Below are 19,181 nucleotides of genomic sequence, written 5' to 3'. Positions count from 1 at the left end.
AGGACACGGAGTGCACCCGGCTGCTCTTCGGCGGGGAATCCGGGCCGGATGGGTCCTCAGCACCCTTGGTACCGGGGTAGGGCTCCGGGCCGGTGCACGAGGTGCTGCTCGTTCACCCCAGGGCCCTGACCCGGAGCGCCAGATACAGGTGTACGCGATCGGAGGTGACCGACGGGTCGTACCCGGTCAGGGTGATCACCTGCTGCAGCCGGTACCGGATGGTGTTGCGGTGCAGGGAGAGGTCCGCGGCGACGGCCGCCACCGAGCCGTCGAGATCGAGGTATCGCTGCAGTGTGGTGAGCAGATCGGTACCGTGGGCGGCATCGAACCGCTCGAGCGGTCGCAGGGTCTCGGCGGCGAGGTCGGCGAGCGGGACGTCTGCGCTGGACATCAGGAGAGAGGTCAGGCTGAGGCGATCCGCCAGGTTGATGGACTGGCCCCGCTGCAGGGCCTCACGTGCCTCGAAATAGCTCCAGCGCACACCGTTGGGCTGCGCATACGCCCCGCCGACGCCGATGCGTGCCGTCAGTCCTGCCCCGTGCAGGTACCCGGCCAGATCGGCTGGCTCGGCGGCGAGCGAGGCGGCTGCCACCAGGACGAGCCGGTCCTCCACGAGCCCGGCGGAGGCCGGCGCCCAGCCGTGCGGCAGCGGCAGGGTTCGCAGCGCCCGGCGCTGACCGGAGGCGACGTCGATGATGACGACGCCGTGGCGCACCGTCGTGTCGATTCCCGAGCTCACGAGCCGGGCTGCCGCCTCGGGGCCGGCGAGTGTGCCGCGCACCACATCGAGCAACAGCTGGCCCGTGGCGGTGCGGGTGCCGGTCCGGTTCCGGGCCTGGTTGGTCAGCTCGACCGAGATGAGGCTCTGGGCGTAGTCGACGACGGCGGCGCGCGTGTACGGCTCGGCGATGGCGAGGGTGCACCGGTCCTTCAGCCCCGTGGCGATCGGCACCCGGTGCCACCCCGCCGTCGGGCCCGACGCGGCGTCGGGCGAGCCGGGGGAGGCCTCGCCGTCGAGCCGGGGCCCGCCCGAGGAGCGCGGAGCCTCGGCGCCTGCGATCCGCGTGCCATATTGATGCAGGGCGACGTCGGTCCCGAGCATGCGCGCGAGCTCGCCGAGGAGCGAGGAGAGCCCGCCCGCGCCGAGGAGTGCGGATGCGAGGACGGCGTGCCCCTCGAGGAGCTCCTCAAGTCCGGCATACTGTGCCGCGGACAGGGCGTCGGCGACCTTCTTCCCGATCGCGATGAAGGGCACTTCGTACGGGACGCTGAACACGGGAAGGCCGACGCGGTCCGCCTCCGCCACCAGCGCCGTGGGGACCCGGCGGTGCGTCAGGTCCACGCCGAAGCCGATGGCGAGGGCTCCCGCCTCGTGGGCCCGTTGGACGAAGGACCGCTGCGCCGTCCCGGTCTTGAGACGTACGCCGGTGGTGAGCACCACCTCGGCCCCGTTGAGGAATGGACGCGGGTCCTCGAGCTCCGTGACGGCAACCCACTGCACCGGCTGGCTCGGTGCTTCGGCACGGCCCTGGGCGACGAGTCCGAGGGCGCTGTCGGCGAGGAGGACGGGCAGAGTGATGGCCATGGGATCAGCGTAGACCCGGAGCTGTACCACTGCACCGCCCGGACTATGTCTCACTGTGCAGGTACACGTGGCAGGCGGTGCGGCCCACCGGTAGCGTTTTCACGAAACGCGCACGCCCAGCGTCCTGGGCAGCAGCGCGAGACCTCTTGTGAAAGGTACTGCAGCGTGGCCGAGACCCTTCAGAACTACATCGACGGCGCGTTCGTGACGCCCGCCGGCGCTCGCGATCAACTCCTCGACATCGTCAATCCGACCAACGGCGAGGTCGTGGCGCAGTCGCCCGTCTCCACTGCAGCGGACGTCGATGACGCCATGCAGGCGGCCAAAAGGGCCTTCACCACGTGGAAGCGGAGCACGCCCAGCCAGCGTCAGCTTCTGCTCCTGAAACTGGCCGACGCCGTGGAGGCGGCGAGCGACGAGATCGTCGAGGCGCAGCACCGCAACACCGGCCAGGTCCGCGAGATGATCGCGGCGGAGGAAGTAGCTGTCGGCGCGGACCAGCTGCGGTTCTTCGCCGGAGCCGCGCGCATCCTCGAGGGCAAGTCCGCCGGTGAGTACATGGAGGGACACACCTCCTACGTACGCCGCGAGCCGATCGGTGTGGTCGCGCAGGTGGCACCCTGGAACTACCCCTTCCTCATGGCCATCTGGAAGATCGGGCCCGCACTCGCGGCCGGCAACACCGTGGTGCTGAAGCCGAGCGACACCACCCCCGAGTCGACCCTCGTCCTGGCGCGCCTGACCCAGGGCATCCTGCCCGACGGCGTCCTCAACGTCGTCCTCGGGACCGGCGAGACCGGGGCGGCCATGACCGAGCACCCCGTACCGGGCCTCGTCTCCATCACCGGGTCCGTCCGCGCGGGTATCGCCGTCGCCTCGAGCGCCGCGAAGGGCCTCAAGCGGGCGCACCTCGAACTCGGGGGCAAGGCTCCCGCCGTCGTCTTCGCGAACGCCGACCTGAGGAAGACCGCGGAGGCCATCACCGAGTTCGCGTTCTTCAACGCGGGCCAGGACTGCACCGCGATCACCCGTGTCCTCGTCCAGGAGGAGGCGCACGACGAACTCGTCGCCGCGATGGTCGAGCACACGGCGACCCTGCGGACGGGCAGCTCCGACGATTCCGAGAACTACTTCGGGCCGCTCAACAACATCAACCACTTCAACGCGGTGACCTCCGTCATGGACGCACTGCCGGCACACTGCAGCATCGCGACGGGTGGCAAGCGCGCGGGGGAGAAGGGCTACTTCTTCGAGCCCACCATCATCACCGGGGCGCGGCAGGATGATCCGGTGGTGCAGCAGGAGACCTTCGGTCCCGTGCTCACCGTCCAGACCTTCGCCACGGAGGAGGAAGCCGTGGAGCTGGCCAACGGCGTGGACTACGCGCTCGCCTCCAGCGTCTGGACCACCGACCACGGCACCGCGATGCGTGTCTCCCGGGACCTCGACTTCGGGGCCGTCTGGATCAACACGCACATCATGCTGACCGCCGAGATGCCGCACGGCGGCTTCAAGAACTCCGGCTACGGCAAGGACCTCTCCATGTACGGCGTGGAGGATTACACCCGCATCAAGCACGTCATGAGCGTGCTGGACGCCTAGTCGTCCCCGAGACAAAGGACCTCACGATGACCACGTACGCAACCACTCCCGGCGTCACCGCACCGAGCTTCCGGCTCGAGCAGAAGCGGCGCATCACCGGGGACTTCCCCGGACCGCGGTCCACCGAGCTCGCCGCCCGGCGGGCCGCCGTCGTCGCGAAGGGTGTCGCCTCCGGCGTCCCCGTGTACGTGGCGGACGCCGACGGCGGGATCATCCACGACGTGGACGGCAACTCGTTCATCGATCTCGGCGCCGGCATCGCCGTCACGAGTGTCGGCGCCTCGGATCCGGCCGTCGTCGGCGCCGTGAAGGACCAGGTGGAGCACTTCACCCATACGTGCTTCATGGTCACGCCCTACGAGGGGTACATCGCGGTCGCTGAGCAGCTCGCCGAGCTGACCCCCGGCGACTTCGAGAAGCGGACCGTCCTGTTCAACTCGGGTGCCGAGGCGGTGGAGAACGCCGTGAAGGTGGCGCGCCTCGCCACGGGCCGCAACGCCGTCGTCGCCTTCGACCACGCCTACCACGGCCGCACGAACCTGACGATGGCCCTGACCGCGAAGTCCATGCCGTACAAGACGAACTTCGGGCCCTTCGCGCCGGAGATCTACCGCGTCCCGATGAGCTACCCGTTCCGTGAGGAGAATCCCGCCATCACGGGTGCCGAGGCGGCGCAGCGTGCCATCACGATGATCGAGAAGCAGATCGGCTCGGACTCCGTCGCCGCCATCATCATCGAGCCGGTGCAGGGGGAGGGCGGCTTCATCGTCCCGGCCGACGGATTCCTCCCGGCGCTGGCTGCGTGGGCCAAGGCCAACGGCGTCGTGTTCATCGCCGACGAGGTGCAGTCGGGCTTCTGCCGCACGGGCGAGTGGTTCGCCGTGAACCACGAGGGCGTGGTACCGGACATCATCACCATGGCCAAGGGCATTGCGGGCGGCATGCCGCTCTCGGCGATCACCGGTCGCGCGGACCTGCTCGACGCCGTGCACGCGGGCGGCCTCGGCGGCACGTACGGCGGCAACCCCGTGGCGTGCGCGGCAGCGCTCGGCGCGATCCGGACCATGAAGGAGCAGGACCTGGCGGGGCGTGCCCGTCACATCGAGGCCCAGGTGACCGAGCGGCTCGGAGCACTGCAGGCGGACCTCGGGGACGGCAGCATCATCGGTGAGCTGCGCGGCCGCGGGGCCATGCTGGCGATCGAGTTCGTCGAGCAGGGCGGCGGTCGCACCCCCAACGCCGATGCCACGAAGGCCATCGCGGCCCACTGCCTGCGCGAGGGTGTCATCATCCTGACGTGCGGTACCTACGGCAACGTGGTCCGTCTCCTGCCGCCGCTCGTCATCACCGACGAGCTGCTGGCCGACGGCCTCGACGTCCTCGAGCAGGCCATCCGCACGGTGAACGCGGGCTGACCCACCACACGTCCGATACGGAAAAGGCCCTGCGGCATCGAGCTGCGGGGCCTTTCTGCGTCCCGGCCGCCGGCGGATCACGATGGGCTGCCTCACGGAGGTTTCGCGCGCTGGTACTCACGACCGAGAAGACCGGCGAGCACCCCGCCGGGCAGTTCGGCGAGGGCCGGCACGGGCCAGCCTCGGCAGCCGCAGGAATGACCGAATGAGCCTTGACGACCCGGAAAGGTCCGGGATGTCACGGCGTGTCATCATCCTCCCGTACTTTATGACACACAATGTCATCGAGTACGGTGGACCCATGAGCAGATGGGCCCCGGACGCCGCTCTCCGCCTGGAGCGCGCCGCCGTCGACCTCTTCACCGAGCAGGGGTACGCCGGCACATCCGTGCCGCAGATCGCCACTCGCGCAGGTCTCACCACGCGCACGTTCTTCCGGCATTTCCCCGACAAGCGCGACGTCCTCTTCCTGCGCGAGCGGGAGCTCCCCGCTGATGTCGCGGCGCTGGTGGCCGGTGCTCCTGCTTTCCTGTCACCACTGGCCCTCGTGATGCACGGGTTCGAGGCGGTGGCGACGGGCCTGTTCGAGGGGCGGCGTGAGGACCTTCTGATCCGACGCGCCATCATCGGGTCGGATCAGGGCCTCCGGGAGCGGGGACTGCTGAAGAACGTCCTGCTCGGCGACGTCATCGGGGAGGCGCTCGAGCGTCGGCACGGAGTGGACGGCGACGAGGCCCGCATGGTCGCACGCTACGCGGTCACGGTGTTCGAGTTGGCGCTCACCGACTGGCTCACGTCCGAGGGCGCATCCCTCGTGGACGTCCTCCACTCCACCGCCTACCGGATGGTTCGCCTCGTGCGCCCCGCGCGTCAGGACGAGTAGGTGGCCAGCTGTGCCCGGAGGCCGGTGATCATGCCGTCGAGGCCCGCCCGGAAGGCGGCGTCCGCGGCGCTGTCGGCGCCCGGCACCGCTGCTGCACGGCGGACCGCCGCGGTGAAGACCGGGAACTGGTCGCCCAGGGTTCCCGAATCGAAGATGTCCCCGGGCGCGGCGACGTCGAGGGCCGACCCGTAGATGAAGGACTCGAGTGCCACGATCGCCGGCACGATCCTGTCCTCGGGCCACCCCGCGTCGAGGAAGCCGCGAGCGACTTCCTCGTACATCCTCAGTGTCTGCGCGGCATCGGTCACGGGCATGACGGCGATCACCGGCACCAGTGGCGCGTGTCGGGCGAAGACCTCACGGTAGGACCACGCCCACCGGCGCACCGCCTCGTCCCACGGCTGCCGGGAGAACGCGCTGAAATCCACCATGGTCATGACGTGGTCCTGTACCCATCCGAGGACTTCCTGCTTGGACCCCGCGTGGTTGTACAGTGCCGACGGCGCCACCTTCAGCCTGCGCGCGAGTCCCGACATCGTGAGGCCCTCGTACCCTTCTGCGGCGATGAGATCGAGGGCGGCACCGGTGATGCGGTCCTTCGAGAGCACGCTGCGCGGCGGCCTGCCCGCCCGTCGGGGTTCGGGGGTGGAAGCAGTCACGGCTTCTGTCCTCTCGTTGCGTCGCGGTTAACTCTAGGGCTGCGCCCTTCCCTCCGGACGCGCCCATCGCTATAGTAGGGCGAAATAATGAACGCCATTCATTTTGTGGTCCGCGTCATGCGGCCGGGAGGATCACGTGAACATCATCGAACGCGACGTCGTCATCATCGGAGCAGGGCCCTCGGGCCTGACCGCAGCGCGCGCCCTGAAGCGGGACGGACACAGCGTCGCCGTCCTCGAAGCACGGGACCGCGTGGGCGGGCGGACGCACACGGACATCATCGACGGAGCGGTGTTCGAGGTGGGCGGCCAGTGGGTCTCGCCCGACCAGACGGCCCTGATCGGGCTCCTCGACGAACTGGGCATGTCGACCTTCCCCCGCTACCGGGAGGGTGACTCCATCTACATCGGGCCCGACGGCGAGCCGATCCGCTACGCGGGCGAGATGTTCCCGGTGAACGACTACACACGGGACGAGATGCAGCGCCTGATCGATCTCCTCGACCGGCTTGTGGCGGAGGCGGGTCCCGAGGCACCGTGGAACCACCCGGACGCGCGGGCCCTCGACACCATCTCGTTCCACCACTGGCTCCGGCAGCAGTCCGACGACGAGGAGGCGTGCGACAACATCGGCCTCTTCATCGCCGGCGGCATGCTGACCAAGCCCGCGCACTCCTTCTCCGCCCTCCAGGCCATCCTCATGGCTGCGACGGCCGGGTCCTTCTCGAACCTGGTGGACGAGGACTTCATCCTCGACCGGCGGGTGGTCGGCGGTATGCAGTCCGTGTCCGAGCGCATGGCAGCGGATCTCGGCGAGGACGTCATCCTCTCGAGCCCCGTGCGCACGCTGCGCTGGAGCGGCATGGACGGACGCGACGGCGTCGAGGGTGTCACGGTCGTCTCGGACACGACGACGGTCCACGCGCGCTACGCCGTCGTCGCGGTCCCACCCAACCTGTACTCGCGCATCAGCTACGAACCGCCGCTGCCCCGGCGGCAGCACCAGATGCACCAGCACCAGTCCCTGGGCCTCGTCATCAAGGTGCATGCCGTGTACGCGACGCCGTTCTGGCGGCAGGAGGGACTGTGCGGCACGGGCTTCAGTGCGGGCTCGATCGTGCAGGAGGTCTACGACAACTCGAACTACGAGGATCCGCGCGGCACCCTCGTGGGCTTCGTCTCGGACGAGAAGGCGGACGCGATGTTCGAGCTCGCCCCGCACGAGCGGCGGGAGCGCATCCTGTCCTCGATCGCCGGGTTCCTCGGCCCGCAGGCCCTCGAACCCGAGGTCTACTACGAATCCGACTGGGCCTCCGAGGAGTGGACCCGCGGAGCCTACGCCTCCAGTTACGACCTCGGCGGCCTGCACCGGTACGGCCGGGACCAGCGAACGCCGGTCGGCCCCATCTACTGGTCCTGCTCCGACATCGCGGCGGAGGGCTACCAGCACGTCGACGGTGCCATCCGCATGGGTCAGCGGACCGCGACCACGATCCACCTCGAGCTGTCCTCCGGACTGCAGTCCGCCGGCACCGCGCAGGGGGCCTGAGCATGCGCTACATCGTCGGCTACACCGCGGACGAGCGCGGGCACGACGCCATCTGCCTCGCCGTCGCCCTCGCCCGGCGCCAGGACGCCACCCTCGACCTCGTCCTCGTTACACCGGAGCACTCCCTTTTCTCCGGTACCTATCCGCCGGACAAGGGCTTCGACACGCTCCTCTCCGGGCAGATGCGCGAGTGGATGGACGAGGGCCTCGCCCTGGTCCCCGACGACGTCACGGCCCGCGGTGTCGTCGTTCGCGCCGAGTCCAACGCCGAGGGTCTCATCAGGGCCGCCGAGGACACGGAGGCGTCGCTGATCGTCATCGGCGCGAGCTCGCGTGGCCTTGCGGCTCGCTTCAACGTGGGGAACGTGGCCCGCGGCCTCCTGCACGCCGCGCCGGTCCCGGTCGCGCTGGCGCCGCAGGGGTACCGCCGCACCGATCCGGTCACGCGCCTCACCTGCGCGGTCGGCCGGCGCGCCGGCGCCGACGACGTCATCTCCGTCGCGGTGTCCTCCGCGGAGCGGCGCGGCCTGCCCCTGCGCCTCGTCTCGCTGGTGGCGCTCGACGCCGGCGGACCCGACTCCGGCGGTGCGGAGGACGAGGCGAACCGCCGGTTGGCGGAGGCGGCGTCGTCACTCGCGGCCGGCGGCCGCGTGAGCGTCGAGACGGCGCACGGCTCCTCCGTGGAGGACGCCATCGAAGCCCTGGCCTGGGACGAGGGCGAGGTGCTGCTCGTCGGTTCGAGTCGGCTCGCACAGCACATGCGGCTCTTCCTCGGCTCCACGGCCAACAAGATCCTGCGTACGCTGACCATCCCCATGGTCGTCGTCCCGCGTACGTACGCAACGCCCGGAACCACCTCCGGCCCGGGCCCCTTATCCACAGAGGCGGATGCATGAGTATCGACGAGACAACACAAAGGGGAACGGGGCTCAGCAAGAAGGGCCTGGACTCGGGCACGGTCGGTCTCCTGGGAGCGGTCGTGATCGGGGTGTCCTGCGTGGCCCCCGCCTACACCCTCACCGCGGCCCTCGGCCCCACGGTCGCGGAGGTCGGGGTGAACCTCCCGGCGATCTTCCTCGTGGGATTCATCCCGATGCTGCTCGTGGCGCTGGGCTACCGGGAGCTCAACAGCTCCATGCCCGACTCCGGCACCTCGTTCACCTGGGCCACGCGTGCCTTCGGTCCGTGGATCGGGTGGATGGGAGGCTGGGGTCTCATCGCGGCCACCGTGATCGTGCTCTCCAACCTCGCAGCCGTGGCCGTCGACTTCTTCTACCTCATGCTGGCGCAACTGCTCGACAACCCTGGCATCGCGGACCTGACCCTCGACCTCCCGGTGAACATCGCGACGACCCTCGTGTTCATCGCCCTCGCCTGCTACGTCTCGTACCGCGGCATGGAGGCGACCAAGACCGTCCAGTACGTGCTCGTCAGTTTCCAGCTCGTGGTGCTCGCATGGTTCGCGATCGCGGCCTTCATCCACGTGGCCAACGGCACGGCCTTCGACGCCACGAGCATCAGCGCCGAGTGGTTCAACCCCTTCGCCGTCGGCTCCTTCTCCGCCTTCGCGGCCGGCGTCTCCCTGTCCATCTTCATCTACTGGGGGTGGGATGTGACCCTGACGATGAACGAGGAGACCACCAACCCGCAGAAGACACCGGGACGTGCGGGCGCCCTCACCGTCGTCGTGATCGTGGTCATCTACCTGACCGTCGCGCTCGCCACCCTCTCCTTCGCGGGCGTGGGCGACGGCGACCTCGGCGCCGGCAACCCGGACAACCAGGAAAGCATCTTCGCGACGCTCGCGGGTCCCGTCATGGGCCCCTTCGCGATCCTGATGTCCATGGCCGTCCTCAGCTCCTCGGCAGCATCCCTGCAGTCGACGTTCGTCTCGCCGGCCCGCACGCTGCTGGCCATGGGCCACTACCGGGCCCTGCCCAAGGGCTACGGGCGGATCAGCCCCGCCCACAAGTCGCCCAGCTATGCGACGGTGGCCGCCGCGGTGGCAGCCGCCGCTTTCTACGTGTTCACCCGGCTGGTCTCCGAGAACGCGCTGTGGGACACCATCACGGCTCTCGGCCTCATGATCTGCTTCTACTACGGCATCACCGCACTGGCGTGCGTCTGGTACTTCCGCGCCCAGGCCTTCTCGAGCGTCAGGAACACGGTGTTCCGCTTCCTGGCACCGCTGCTCGGCGGCGTGATCCTGCTGGTCATGTTCTTCAAGACGGCCGTCGACTCCATGGACCCCGGATACGGCTCGGGTTCCGAGCTCTTCGGGATCGGCATGGTGTTCATCCTCGGTATCGGCGTGATCCTGCTCGGCGCCGTGCTGATGCTGGTCTGGTCCCGCATCAACCCGGCGTTCTTCCGGCAGGAGGTCCTCACGCAGGGCGCGGCGCCGAAGGAGTAGGGACGGTATCGCCCGGCGGGCGCTGCGCTAGAGTGAATCGACTCCGTGCAGCGCCTGCCGCGCGCGTGGCGCCAGCCACCCTGCGCGGGGCGATCCCGCACCGTTCACACCGAGGAGAACCCGCCGTGCGCTATGTCGTTGGCTATACCGAGAATGACCGCGGGCAGGACGCCCTCGAGCTGGCCACGTCAATGGCGCTCACGCAATCGGCTGGTATCGACCTCGTCACGGTGCTGGACTGGCCGCAGGACGGCAGCATGGCGCCCGGCGGTCGCCGGGCCCAGGAGGCTCTTGATCGCGCCCGGGAGAGCGTGCCCGACGGCGTCGATGTCGCCACGCATGTCCGGCTGGCGGATTCGTTCGCGCAGGGACTGCTCGAACTGGCGGACGACGTCGACGCCGGACTGATCGTCATCGGTGCCTCCAGCAGCGGCCTCCTGCGCCGGTTCACCGTGGGCAGCGTCGCGAATGCGGTGCTCCACAGCTCGAAGGTGCCCGTGGCACTCGCTCCCCGCGGCTACCGCCACCGGGCCACCTTCAGCCGCATGACCTGCGCTGTCGGTACCCGCCCGGGTGCCGAGGGCGCCGTCGACGTCGCCGTCGAGTCGGCCGCACGCCGAGGCCTCCCGCTGCGGCTCGTCTCCCTCGTGGCGCTCGACGTCCACGAAGCCCCCGACTCGGGCGAGGCCATCAATCAGGCCCATCAGCACGCCCATTCGGTGTTGGCCCGCGCCGCCGGGCAGTTGCCCCCGGGGCACGAGGCGTCGATCATCGTGGCGCACGGTCGCACCATCGAGCAGGCCATCGACGACATCGAATGGGACGCGGGCGAACTCGTGATCGTGGGGTCGAGCCGCCTCGCACAGCACCGCCAGATCTTTCTCGGGGCCACCGCCAACAAGATGCTGCGCGCGCTCCCCGTACCCATGGTCGTCGTGCCCCGCGACTGGGTTCGAGCAGAACGCTGACATCCTGGGTAATGCTGGGCGGATCTGTTCCCGGGCGGGTTCCCCGCGCCTAGAATCCGGTCATGGGCGGCGACGGCGGGTGGGGCGGTAGCAGCCCGCGGGACACGGTGCTCGGCGCCCTCGAGGAGAGTGCCGCGGCCATGTGCCGGAACGAGCAGCGGGTCTGCTGGACCCTCGCTCGCGGCGTGAGCGCCGCGATGGAACCGGGAGCTTACAGTGTCCTCGCGGCCGCCCGGAGGCTCGGCCCCTGCCGGGTGACGGACCTCGCGGTAACACTGGGGATGAGCGCCTCGGCCATCAGCGGACATGTCGCAGCCCTGGCGGGGCTCGGATTCGTCGGCCGTGTGGAGGCCGTCGAGGACGAGCGCTCCCGCCGCGTGACGCTGACGGACGACGGTCGCCGTCGCGTGGACGGAGCGCGGACCGGACGGCGGACCTACTTCAGGGCGCAGCTCCGCGGCTGGCCCACGGTCGAGATCGTCGAGCTCGCCGACCTGCTGGCACGCTTCAACGAGGCCTACCTGATGGCGGAGCTCCCCGGGGTGCCAGGTTCACCGGCAGTGGGGGAGTAGCCGTCCCCGGAGGACGACGCCGTCCTGGAGACCCGAGGGTCGATGCGACGGCATCGTGTCACCCTGCTGCGGCCGGCTCGGGCGCCCTCGCGAGCCGGGGCTGGCGGCGCACCGTCCGGAGCATGTCGATCGTCAGCAGGATGAGCCCCACCCATACGAGACTGAAGCCGATCCACCGCTCGAACGGCATCTCCTCCTTGAGGACCAGGAGTGCCAGGAGGAACTGGAGCACCGGGGCCAGGTACTGGAGCAGCCCGATGGTGGTCAGCGGAAGCCTGCGTGCCGCCGCACCGAAGAAGATCAGCGGAACCGCGGTGATCACGCCCGAGGCTGCCATGATCCAGAAGTGACCGGGGCCTTCGGTGGTGAGCGTGGCCTCGTTCCGAGATGCGAGCCAGAGCATCACGACGGCCGCGATGGGGGTGAGCACCAGCGTTTCGATGCTGAGGCTGGAGACGGCGTCCACGCGCGAGCCCACCCGCTTCTTCATGAACCCGTACAGACCGAAGGAGAAGGCGAGTGTGAGGGCGATCCACGGCACGGACCCGTACCCGACGGCCAGGACCACCACGGCGAGGACGCCCATGCCGATGGCGGCCCACTGCAGGGGGCGCAGTTTCTCCCGCAGGACGAAGACACCGAGGAGCACGGACACGATCGGATTGATGAAGTACCCGAGCGACGCTTCAATGGCCTGCCCGGAGGTGACGCCGTAGGTGTAGACGAACCAGTTGACGGCGATCAGCAGTGCGGCGACGGCCAGGGTGCCGGAGATCTGCGGCGTGCGCAGGGCGGCGATCACCGGTCGCCACGAGCGGAGGACCGTCAGGAGGATCGCGCAGAAGATCAGGGACCACAGGACGCGGTTGGCCACGATCTCGGTGGGCCCGGCAGGCGCGAGGATGAGGAAGTAGAGCGGGAGGAGCCCCCAGAGGCCGTAGGCGCTGACACCGAAGAGGATGCCGGTGGAGTTCTCGCTCCGCGGCTGCCGCTCTGCCTTTGTTCCTGTTCCGTTCACGAGGTCGGGAACGGGGCGTGCGGGCCCTTTATTCCCACCCGCTCGGGAGGTGGGCATCCGGCGGAAGGAGACGCGTGCCACTTCGATGATCCGGACGGATCGATTCCATTTAGAATAGTGACCTGTGCGCTAATTCCGCGTCACGGCAATCAGCAGGAGCATCTCCACCGGGAAGAGGGCTATTTCAGTGTCTACCTCAGCTGCGGCACGGCCGCTGCGGGTCGCGATCATCGGCGCCGGTCCGGCGGGCGTCTATGCCGCGGACATCCTGACGAAGTCGAACGAGGTGAAGGGCGGCGATTTCGCGGTCAGCATCGACCTCTTCGACCAGTACCCGGCGCCGTACGGCCTGATCCGCTACGGTGTGGCGCCTGACCATCCCCGTATCAAGGGGATCGTCAACGCCCTGCACAAGGTGCTGGACCGCGGAGACATCCGGTTCCTCGGGAACATCAACTACGGGCGGGACCTCACGCTGTCCGATTTCCGGCGGTTCTACGACGCCGTCATCTTCGCGACGGGCGCCATCAGGGATGCCGAGCTGGACGTCCCCGGCGTCGACCTCGAGGGGTCCTTCGGCGGAGCCGACTTCGTGTCCTGGTACGACGGACATCCTGATGTGAGCCGTGACTGGCCACTCGACGCGAAGGAGGTCGCGGTGATCGGCAACGGCAATGTGGCCCTCGACGTCGCCCGCATCCTCTCGAAGCACGCTGACGACCTCCTCTCCACCGAGATCCCCGAGAACGTGTACCGGGGGCTGAAGGCCTCACCCGTCACCGACGTCCACGTCTTCGGCCGCCGCGGGCCGGCACAGGTGAAGTTCACCCCGCTCGAACTGCGGGAGTTGTCCCACTCGCGGGACGTCGACATCGTGCTCTACCCCGAGGACTTCGACTTCGACGCCGGCTCGGAAGCGCAGATCGCCACGAACAACCAGACCAAGACGATGGTCAAGACGCTGACCAACTGGCTCGTCGAGGACGAGCCGACCGGCGCCTCACGCCGCCTGCACCTCCATTTCCTGCACTCACCCGTCGAGATCCACGACTCCGCGGAGACCCCGGGCAAAGTGGCCGGAATGAGGTTCGAGCGCACCGAGCTGACCGGGGACGGAAGCGTACGGGGAACCGGCGAAATGGTCGACTACCCCGTCCAGGCCGTCTACCGGGCCATCGGCTACTTCGGATCCGAACTGCCCGAGGTGGGGTTCGACGACAAGCGGGGGGTCATCCCCAACGAGGGCGGCCGCGTCATCGACGAGACGGGCAGGCCCGTCCCGGGCATCTACGCGACCGGCTGGATCAAGCGCGGACCCGTCGGGCTCATCGGCCACACCAAGGGAGACGCCCTCGAGACCATCGGATACCTGCTCGAGGACCGGTTGAACCTGCCGCCCGCGGAGAACCCGTCGGAGAACGCCATCATCGATCTCCTCGAGGAACGCGGTGTCCGGTACACCACCTGGGACGGCTGGCTGAAGCTGGATGCCCACGAGCTGAAGTCCGGTGCCAATTTCGTGAACACCTCGGCCAATGCGGAGCTCGTGCGGGAGCGCGTGAAGCTGGTACCCCGTGAGGACATGGTCGCCATTTCCCGCGGTGAGTAGTCCGGTTAGACTGTGACCTGCCCCACGCCGTCCGCGGGGCAGGTCATGAAGCGGAGTGCCGATGTCGCCGTCCCGTTCACACGCAGATGTGGAGCTGTCCTCCGACACGCTCCAGCGCAACGCCTTCGCGGCGCATGAGGCGCTCGGCCAGGACGGCAGTGTCGGCGGCAGCGTCCGGGGGCTCGTCCAGGACTCCTGGCGCCGTTCCCTCGCCTTCCTCCCGAATCCCGCCACAGCGCACGCCAGCCTGTTCTACTCCGAGGACGAACTCGAGCTCTATCGCCAGGCGCACCCCCTCGCCGCGATCAAGCCCGTCATCGACCGCCTGCTCGTCCAGCCGAGCCTCGACGCCGGCATGCTCGTGGCCGTCGGGGACGAGAACGGACGCCTCCTCTGGGTCGATGGCGACCTCGAGCTCCGACGGAGGGCGGAGGGCATGCTCTTCGTGGCCGGCGCGGACTGGTCGGAGGCCTCGGTCGGTACCAGCGCGCCCGGCACTGCACTGGCGCTGAAGCGCAGCGTCCAAATCGCCGGTGCAGAGCACTTCAACCCCGTCGTTCATCCGTGGAGCTGCACGGCGGTGCCGCTCCACGACCCCGATTCCGGCGCCGTGCTCGGCGTCATCGACATCACGGGCAGGGCCGAGGCCGTAGCGACGCACACGCTCGCGCTGGTGGAGGCGGCCGTGGCTGCCGCGGAGGCCGAGCTGAGCGTTCACCGGCTGCGGAGCCGCCTTCCGAGAACGCGTCGCCAGCATTCCCCGCACACCCCGACCGCGCTGTACCGGCCCAGCCTCCAGATTCTCGGGACCGATCACGGCATGGTCCACGCCGGCGGACCCCCGCTCGAGCTGAGTCTGCGGCACGCCGAACTGCTCACGCTCCTGGCGTTGCATCCCAAGGGGCTCAGCGCTGACGAGATGGCGGTCATGGCCTACCCGGAGGATGCGTCCGCCACGACCGTCCGCGCGGAGATGCTGCGCCTGCGCCGGGTGCTCGCCGATCAGTCCGACGGAGTGATGCCCCGGTCGCGGCCCTATCGATTGCCGGACGAGCTGGTCGTCGACGCGGTGCAGGTGCTCAACTACCTGCACCGGGGGGCCCACCGCATGGCGCTCGCCATCTATCGGGGTCCTGTCCTGCCGAGATCGCAGTCCCCGGCGATCGTCCGCCTGCGCAGCGAGGTCTCGACGCTCCTGCGCGACGCCGTCCTCGGGGACGGCGCCCCGGATATCGTGCTGCACTACCTCGGCCTTGCGGAGGCCGAGGACGACGTCGAGGCGTGGCGGCTCGCCCTTCGACTGCTGCCCCGCCGGTCACCTCGGCGGGCGGTCGTCGTGGCGCACGTTGAGCGCCTCGAGGCGGACCTGGGGTGGGAACGCGCCTGAACCTCAACTTCTGCCAAATTTTGTTAGCGGATTGAGATAAATCGTCGCCGAAGCGACCGTGGTACAGCTAACGTTGTGCATGGTGGCTGACGATTTCGGCGGGCGAGGATGCCCACGGCACGGACCGCCGCTCGCAGTGGATCAACAAGGGGAATATTCGTGAAGCAGGCTCAGAAGCACCTGGGTACGTCGAAGGTGCAGGCGCGGTCCGCCATCACGTCCCGGACGAAGATGAACGCGAGCCTCGCGATGGTGGTCTGCTTCGTCGGATTCCAGGGAATCGTTCCGCAGCCCTGGGAAGCGGCGTCGGCCATCGGCCCCGACGCACCCCGCACCAGCCTCACGGAAATCCTCACCGACGACGCGCTGTCGCCCACAGGAACCGTCGGTACGGAACTCCTTCAGCGCATCACAGCGGTCGACACCCTCGACCCCGCCACGTTCGACGGCGCAGCCGCGGCCGCGGCGGCCGGTGAGACGCCCGCCTCGACCGAGTCGATCTCGGCACAGAACGTCAAACACCCTGCGGCCGGCACCCTCTTCGCGCCGCTGGACGAGCTCACGCCGTCGTCGCCGTTCGGTTTCCGCACCAGCCCGATCACGGGGGAGGCCGGCGAGTTCCACACCGGCCAGGACTACTCGGCGCCGTGCGGTACTCCCGTCCACGCGGCCGATGCCGGAACCGTCCGGGCCGTCGGCTGGCACCCGTGGGGCGGCGGCAACCGCGTGGAGGTGGATCACGGCAACGGCCTGATCACCACCTACAACCACCTCCAGGGCATCTCCGTCGTGCAGGGGGACACCGTCAACGGTGGCGATCCCATCGCCGAGGTCGGCACCACCGGTTCCTCGACGGGATGTCATCTCCATCTGGAGACGATCCTCGACGGGGAGCACGTCGACCCCCTCCGGTGGACGCTCGTGCAGACGAGCCACGGCACGCGCGACGGTGACATGAAGGACTACACGCCCGGCGGCGGGGCCGCCACCGACGTCCCGACCTGGGCGCAGTCCTCGACACGCTCCGACCAGCCCGCACCGACGGCGGACATCGACGTGCTGCCCGTCCCCTCGGGACTCTCGGGCCTGCCGTCCGGTATCGCCGCGGGCAGTGTTAGCCCGGCTGGGCCGATGGCATCATCAGGGCCGGTCAAGGCGCCTGCGGCGCCACAGCCTGTCGTTACGGTTCCTGGGACACAGAAGCCCGGGACTCAGAAGCCCGCCCTGACTCCGGGCACGACGAAGCCGGATGTGCAGGTGCCGGATGCGACGAAGCCGGGCACGACGAAGCCGGATGTGCAGGTGCCGGATGCGACGAAGCCGGGCACGACGAAGCCGGATGTGCAGGTGCCGGATGCGACCAAGCCTGGCACGACGCCAGGTGCGAAGCCGCCCGTCGATCTTCCGACCGTTCCGACGCCCCCTGTCGATGTTCCCCCCGTCGTCGTCGCGCCGGATGCGACCCCGTCCGATCCGGACCCGGCGGCGTCCTGCGACACCGACCCGTCATCGGGAGATGGACCCGCGACGGACCCTGCCGACGGCGACATCGCGGGCGATCCAACTGCAGGCACCGACGCGACGACTGGCGCCGGGGCAGCACCGACGGCCGACTCCGTGCCGGCAACCGACGCCGCTCCCGGTACGGGTGCTGCACCGGGTACGGGTGCTGTGCCGGGTACGGACATTCCGCCGGCTGCCGGGACCGAGGAGGACCCCTGTGGGGATCCTGCCGAGCCTGAGCAGGGCCTGCCGACGTCCCCCGCGAGCGAATCCGTCCCGGCAGCCGAGCCCGCGACCGGCCAGGCGGAACCGGGCAGCGCGACCCCGGTTCCGGCCACCACCCAGGGCTAGGCCGACCGCACCGAGTACGTGCCGGCCTCCTGGCGGAGGGTGCCGCAGTCGTGCAACGTTGATGCAACCATCTGACTTCTACGCTGTGCAGCAGGGACGACGACGTCCTGCACACACGGAGTTCAAGGAGTTGGACAATGACTGTTTACGCCCAGCCTGGCCAGGATGGATCGAAGGTCAGTTTCAAGCCGCGCTACGAGAACTGGATCGGCGGTGAGTGGGCTCCACCCATCAAGGGACAGTACTTCGAGAACATCTCGCCCGTGACGGGAAAGGCCTTCTGCGAGGTGGCGCGTGGAACGGCCGAGGACATCGAACTCGCCCTCGACGCCGCCCACAAGGCGGCTCCGGCGTGGGGCAAGACCTCCGTCGCCGAGCGTGCCTCGTTCCTGAACCGGATCGCGGACCGGATGGAGGAGAACCTCGAGCTGCTGGCGGTCGCCGAGACCTGGGACAACGGCAAGCCGGTCCGCGAGACCCTCGCAGCGGACATGCCGCTGGCCGTCGACCACTTCCGGTACTTCGCCAGCGCCATCCGGGCGCAGGAGGGCCATCTGTCCCAGCTCGACGAGGACATGACGGCCTATCACTACCATGAGCCGCTCGGCGTCGTCGGGCAGATCATCCCGTGGAACTTCCCCATCCTCATGGCGACGTGGAAGTTGGCGCCCGCCATCGCTGCCGGCAACGCCGTCGTGCTGAAGCCCGCGGAACAGACGCCGACGTCGATCCTGGTCCTCATGGAGCTGATCAGCGACATCCTGCCGGCCGGTGTGGTGAATGTGGTGAACGGGTTCGGTGTGGAGGCGGGCAAACCGCTGGCGTCGAGCAAGCGCATCCGTAAGATCGCCTTCACCGGGGAGACGACGACGGGCCGGCTCATCAGCCAGTATGCGAGCCAGAATCTGATCCCGGTCACCCTGGAGCTCGGTGGAAAGAGCCCGAACATCTTTTTCTCGGACGTCGCCGACAGCAACGACTCGTTCTACGACAAGGCACTCGAGGGCTTCGCGCTCTTCGCCCTGAACCAGGGCGAGGTGTGCACGTGTCCCTCGCGCGCGCTCGTCCAGGGTTCCATCTACGACTCCTTCATGAGCGACGCGATCGCCCGCGTGGAGAAGATGGTGCAGGGCAATCCGCTGGACACGGATACGCAGGTCGGAGCACAGGCCTCGAACGACCAGCTCGAGAAGATCCTCTCCTACATGGACATCGGCAGGCAGGAGGGGGCGAAGGTCCTGATCGGCGGCGAGCGGAACATGCTCGACGGCGATCTCGCGGAGGGGTACTACGTGAAGCCCACGGTGTTCGAGGGAACGAACAACATGCATGTCTTCCAGGAGGAGATCTTCGGGCCCGTGGTGTCCGTGACGCGCTTCAGCGACTACGCCGAGGCCATGGAGATCGCCAATGACACCCTCTACGGGCTGGGAGCCGGCGTGTGGTCCCGGAACGGCAACGTGGCGTACCGCGCCGGCCGCGAGATCCAGGCGGGGCGTGTCTGGGTGAACAACTACCACGCCTATCCCGCAGGAGCGGCGTTCGGCGGTTACAAGTCCTCGGGCATCGGGCGCGAGAACCACGCCATGATGCTCGATCACTACCAGCAGACCAAGAACCTCCTGGTCAGCTATTCGGAATCCAAGCTCGGGTTCTTCTAGGAGATG

Annotated in this window: 15 protein-coding genes; 12 read left to right on the top strand and 3 right to left on the bottom strand. The window is 68.8% G+C overall.

The features are described from left to right. Nucleotides 1-112: 112 nt before the first annotated feature. Nucleotides 113-1,585 carry a PucR family transcriptional regulator gene (locus tag FJV46_RS07115; protein ID WP_087028136.1) on the bottom strand — a complete coding sequence of 491 codons (1,473 nt, stop codon included), beginning with the start codon at nucleotides 1,583-1,585 and terminating at the stop codon, nucleotides 113-115. A 165-nt stretch (nucleotides 1,586-1,750) separates the two neighbouring features. Here FJV46_RS07115 and FJV46_RS07110 point away from each other — a divergent pair, with 165 nt between their 5' ends. The 3 genes from FJV46_RS07110 to FJV46_RS07100 all read left to right on the top strand — a co-directional run bounded on the left by FJV46_RS07110 (nucleotide 1,751) and on the right by FJV46_RS07100 (nucleotide 5,485). Continuing rightward, entirely contained in the window at nucleotides 1,751-3,187 is a 1,437-nt protein-coding gene (locus FJV46_RS07110) for a gamma-aminobutyraldehyde dehydrogenase (protein ID WP_087028135.1), read from the top strand. A 26-nt stretch (nucleotides 3,188-3,213) separates the two neighbouring features. Further along, the gene (gene gabT, locus FJV46_RS07105; RefSeq protein WP_087028133.1) at nucleotides 3,214-4,602 is read left to right on the top strand and encodes a 4-aminobutyrate--2-oxoglutarate transaminase; all 1,389 of its coding nucleotides are present in this window, start codon (nucleotides 3,214-3,216) and stop codon (nucleotides 4,600-4,602) included. 301 nt (nucleotides 4,603-4,903) lie between these two features. Continuing rightward, nucleotides 4,904-5,485, top strand: coding sequence for a TetR/AcrR family transcriptional regulator (locus tag FJV46_RS07100; protein ID WP_087028656.1), 582 nt, complete (start codon nucleotides 4,904-4,906; stop codon nucleotides 5,483-5,485). On the opposite strand, the gene FJV46_RS07095 is transcribed toward FJV46_RS07100, so the two are convergent. Continuing rightward, on the bottom strand, nucleotides 5,473-6,144 hold the full coding sequence (locus tag FJV46_RS07095) for a TetR/AcrR family transcriptional regulator (protein ID WP_232008476.1): 672 nt from the start codon (nucleotides 6,142-6,144) through the stop codon (nucleotides 5,473-5,475). The genes FJV46_RS07100 and FJV46_RS07095 overlap by 13 nt on opposite strands. Before the next feature lie 136 nt (nucleotides 6,145-6,280). On the opposite strand from FJV46_RS07095, the gene FJV46_RS07090 reads away from it, so the two are divergent. The 5 genes from FJV46_RS07090 to FJV46_RS07070 all read left to right on the top strand — a co-directional run bounded on the left by FJV46_RS07090 (nucleotide 6,281) and on the right by FJV46_RS07070 (nucleotide 11,646). Then, nucleotides 6,281-7,693 carry a flavin monoamine oxidase family protein gene (locus tag FJV46_RS07090; protein ID WP_087028132.1) on the top strand — a complete coding sequence of 471 codons (1,413 nt, stop codon included), beginning with the start codon at nucleotides 6,281-6,283 and terminating at the stop codon, nucleotides 7,691-7,693. A 2-nt stretch (nucleotides 7,694-7,695) separates the two neighbouring features. Then, nucleotides 7,696-8,589: a universal stress protein gene (locus FJV46_RS07085; protein WP_087028130.1), complete on the top strand. Its 894-nt coding sequence runs from the start codon at nucleotides 7,696-7,698 to the stop codon at nucleotides 8,587-8,589. Then, nucleotides 8,586-10,106 (top strand): APC family permease, encoded by a 1,521-nt coding sequence (locus tag FJV46_RS07080; protein WP_087028128.1) that lies wholly within the window; start codon nucleotides 8,586-8,588, stop codon nucleotides 10,104-10,106. The genes FJV46_RS07085 and FJV46_RS07080 overlap by 4 nt, the downstream gene beginning before the upstream one ends. Nucleotides 10,107-10,231: 125 nt before the next feature. Beyond that, nucleotides 10,232-11,074, top strand: coding sequence for a universal stress protein (locus tag FJV46_RS07075; RefSeq protein ID WP_087028127.1), 843 nt, complete (start codon nucleotides 10,232-10,234; stop codon nucleotides 11,072-11,074). A gap of 62 nt (nucleotides 11,075-11,136) precedes the next feature. Further along, the gene (locus tag FJV46_RS07070; protein ID WP_087028125.1) at nucleotides 11,137-11,646 is read left to right on the top strand and encodes a MarR family winged helix-turn-helix transcriptional regulator; all 510 of its coding nucleotides are present in this window, start codon (nucleotides 11,137-11,139) and stop codon (nucleotides 11,644-11,646) included. Between the two features lie 58 nt (nucleotides 11,647-11,704). Here FJV46_RS07070 and rarD read toward each other — a convergent pair whose 3' ends face one another. Further along, a complete protein-coding gene (gene rarD / locus FJV46_RS07065; protein WP_087028652.1) occupies nucleotides 11,705-12,721 on the bottom strand; it encodes an EamA family transporter RarD in 1,017 nt (338 codons plus the stop codon). Between the two features lie 130 nt (nucleotides 12,722-12,851). Between rarD and FJV46_RS07060 the strand changes: the two genes are divergently transcribed. The 4 genes from FJV46_RS07060 (at nucleotide 12,852) to exaC (ending at nucleotide 19,175) form a co-directional block, all read left to right on the top strand. Continuing rightward, on the top strand, nucleotides 12,852-14,273 hold the full coding sequence (locus FJV46_RS07060) for an FAD-dependent oxidoreductase (RefSeq protein ID WP_087028124.1): 1,422 nt from the start codon (nucleotides 12,852-12,854) through the stop codon (nucleotides 14,271-14,273). 88 nt (nucleotides 14,274-14,361) lie between these two features. Further along, nucleotides 14,362-15,660: a GAF domain-containing protein gene (locus tag FJV46_RS07055; RefSeq protein ID WP_370684670.1), complete on the top strand. Its 1,299-nt coding sequence runs from the start codon at nucleotides 14,362-14,364 to the stop codon at nucleotides 15,658-15,660. A gap of 159 nt (nucleotides 15,661-15,819) precedes the next feature. After that, nucleotides 15,820-17,514, top strand: a complete 1,695-nt coding sequence (locus tag FJV46_RS15385) for a M23 family metallopeptidase (RefSeq protein WP_240046476.1) — start codon at nucleotides 15,820-15,822, stop codon at nucleotides 17,512-17,514. 137 nt (nucleotides 17,515-17,651) lie between these two features. Then, on the top strand, nucleotides 17,652-19,175 hold the full coding sequence (gene exaC, locus FJV46_RS07045; RefSeq protein WP_087028121.1) for an acetaldehyde dehydrogenase ExaC: 1,524 nt from the start codon (nucleotides 17,652-17,654) through the stop codon (nucleotides 19,173-19,175). Nucleotides 19,176-19,181 lie beyond the last annotated feature (6 nt).

The organism is Arthrobacter agilis (genome assembly GCF_006494655.1).
Lineage (GTDB): Bacteria > Actinomycetota > Actinomycetes > Actinomycetales > Micrococcaceae > Arthrobacter_D > Arthrobacter_D agilis.
The sequence above is the reverse complement of the archived record's forward strand: the minus strand, read 5'-3'. Positions and strand labels throughout refer to the sequence as shown.

Coding starts and splice junctions, on each gene's coding strand:
- FJV46_RS07115 (WP_087028136.1), bottom strand. CDS start 1,585: ATGGCCATCACTCTGCCCGTCCTCCTCGCCGACAGCGCCCTCGGACTC.
- gabT (WP_087028133.1), top strand. CDS start 3,214: ATGACCACGTACGCAACCACTCCCGGCGTCACCGCACCGAGCTTCCGG.
- FJV46_RS07100 (WP_087028656.1), top strand. CDS start 4,904: ATGAGCAGATGGGCCCCGGACGCCGCTCTCCGCCTGGAGCGCGCCGCC.
- FJV46_RS07085 (WP_087028130.1), top strand. CDS start 7,696: ATGCGCTACATCGTCGGCTACACCGCGGACGAGCGCGGGCACGACGCC.
- FJV46_RS07080 (WP_087028128.1), top strand. CDS start 8,586: ATGAGTATCGACGAGACAACACAAAGGGGAACGGGGCTCAGCAAGAAG.
- FJV46_RS07070 (WP_087028125.1), top strand. CDS start 11,137: ATGGGCGGCGACGGCGGGTGGGGCGGTAGCAGCCCGCGGGACACGGTG.
- rarD (WP_087028652.1), bottom strand. CDS start 12,721: ATGCCCACCTCCCGAGCGGGTGGGAATAAAGGGCCCGCACGCCCCGTT.
- exaC (WP_087028121.1), top strand. CDS start 17,652: ATGACTGTTTACGCCCAGCCTGGCCAGGATGGATCGAAGGTCAGTTTC.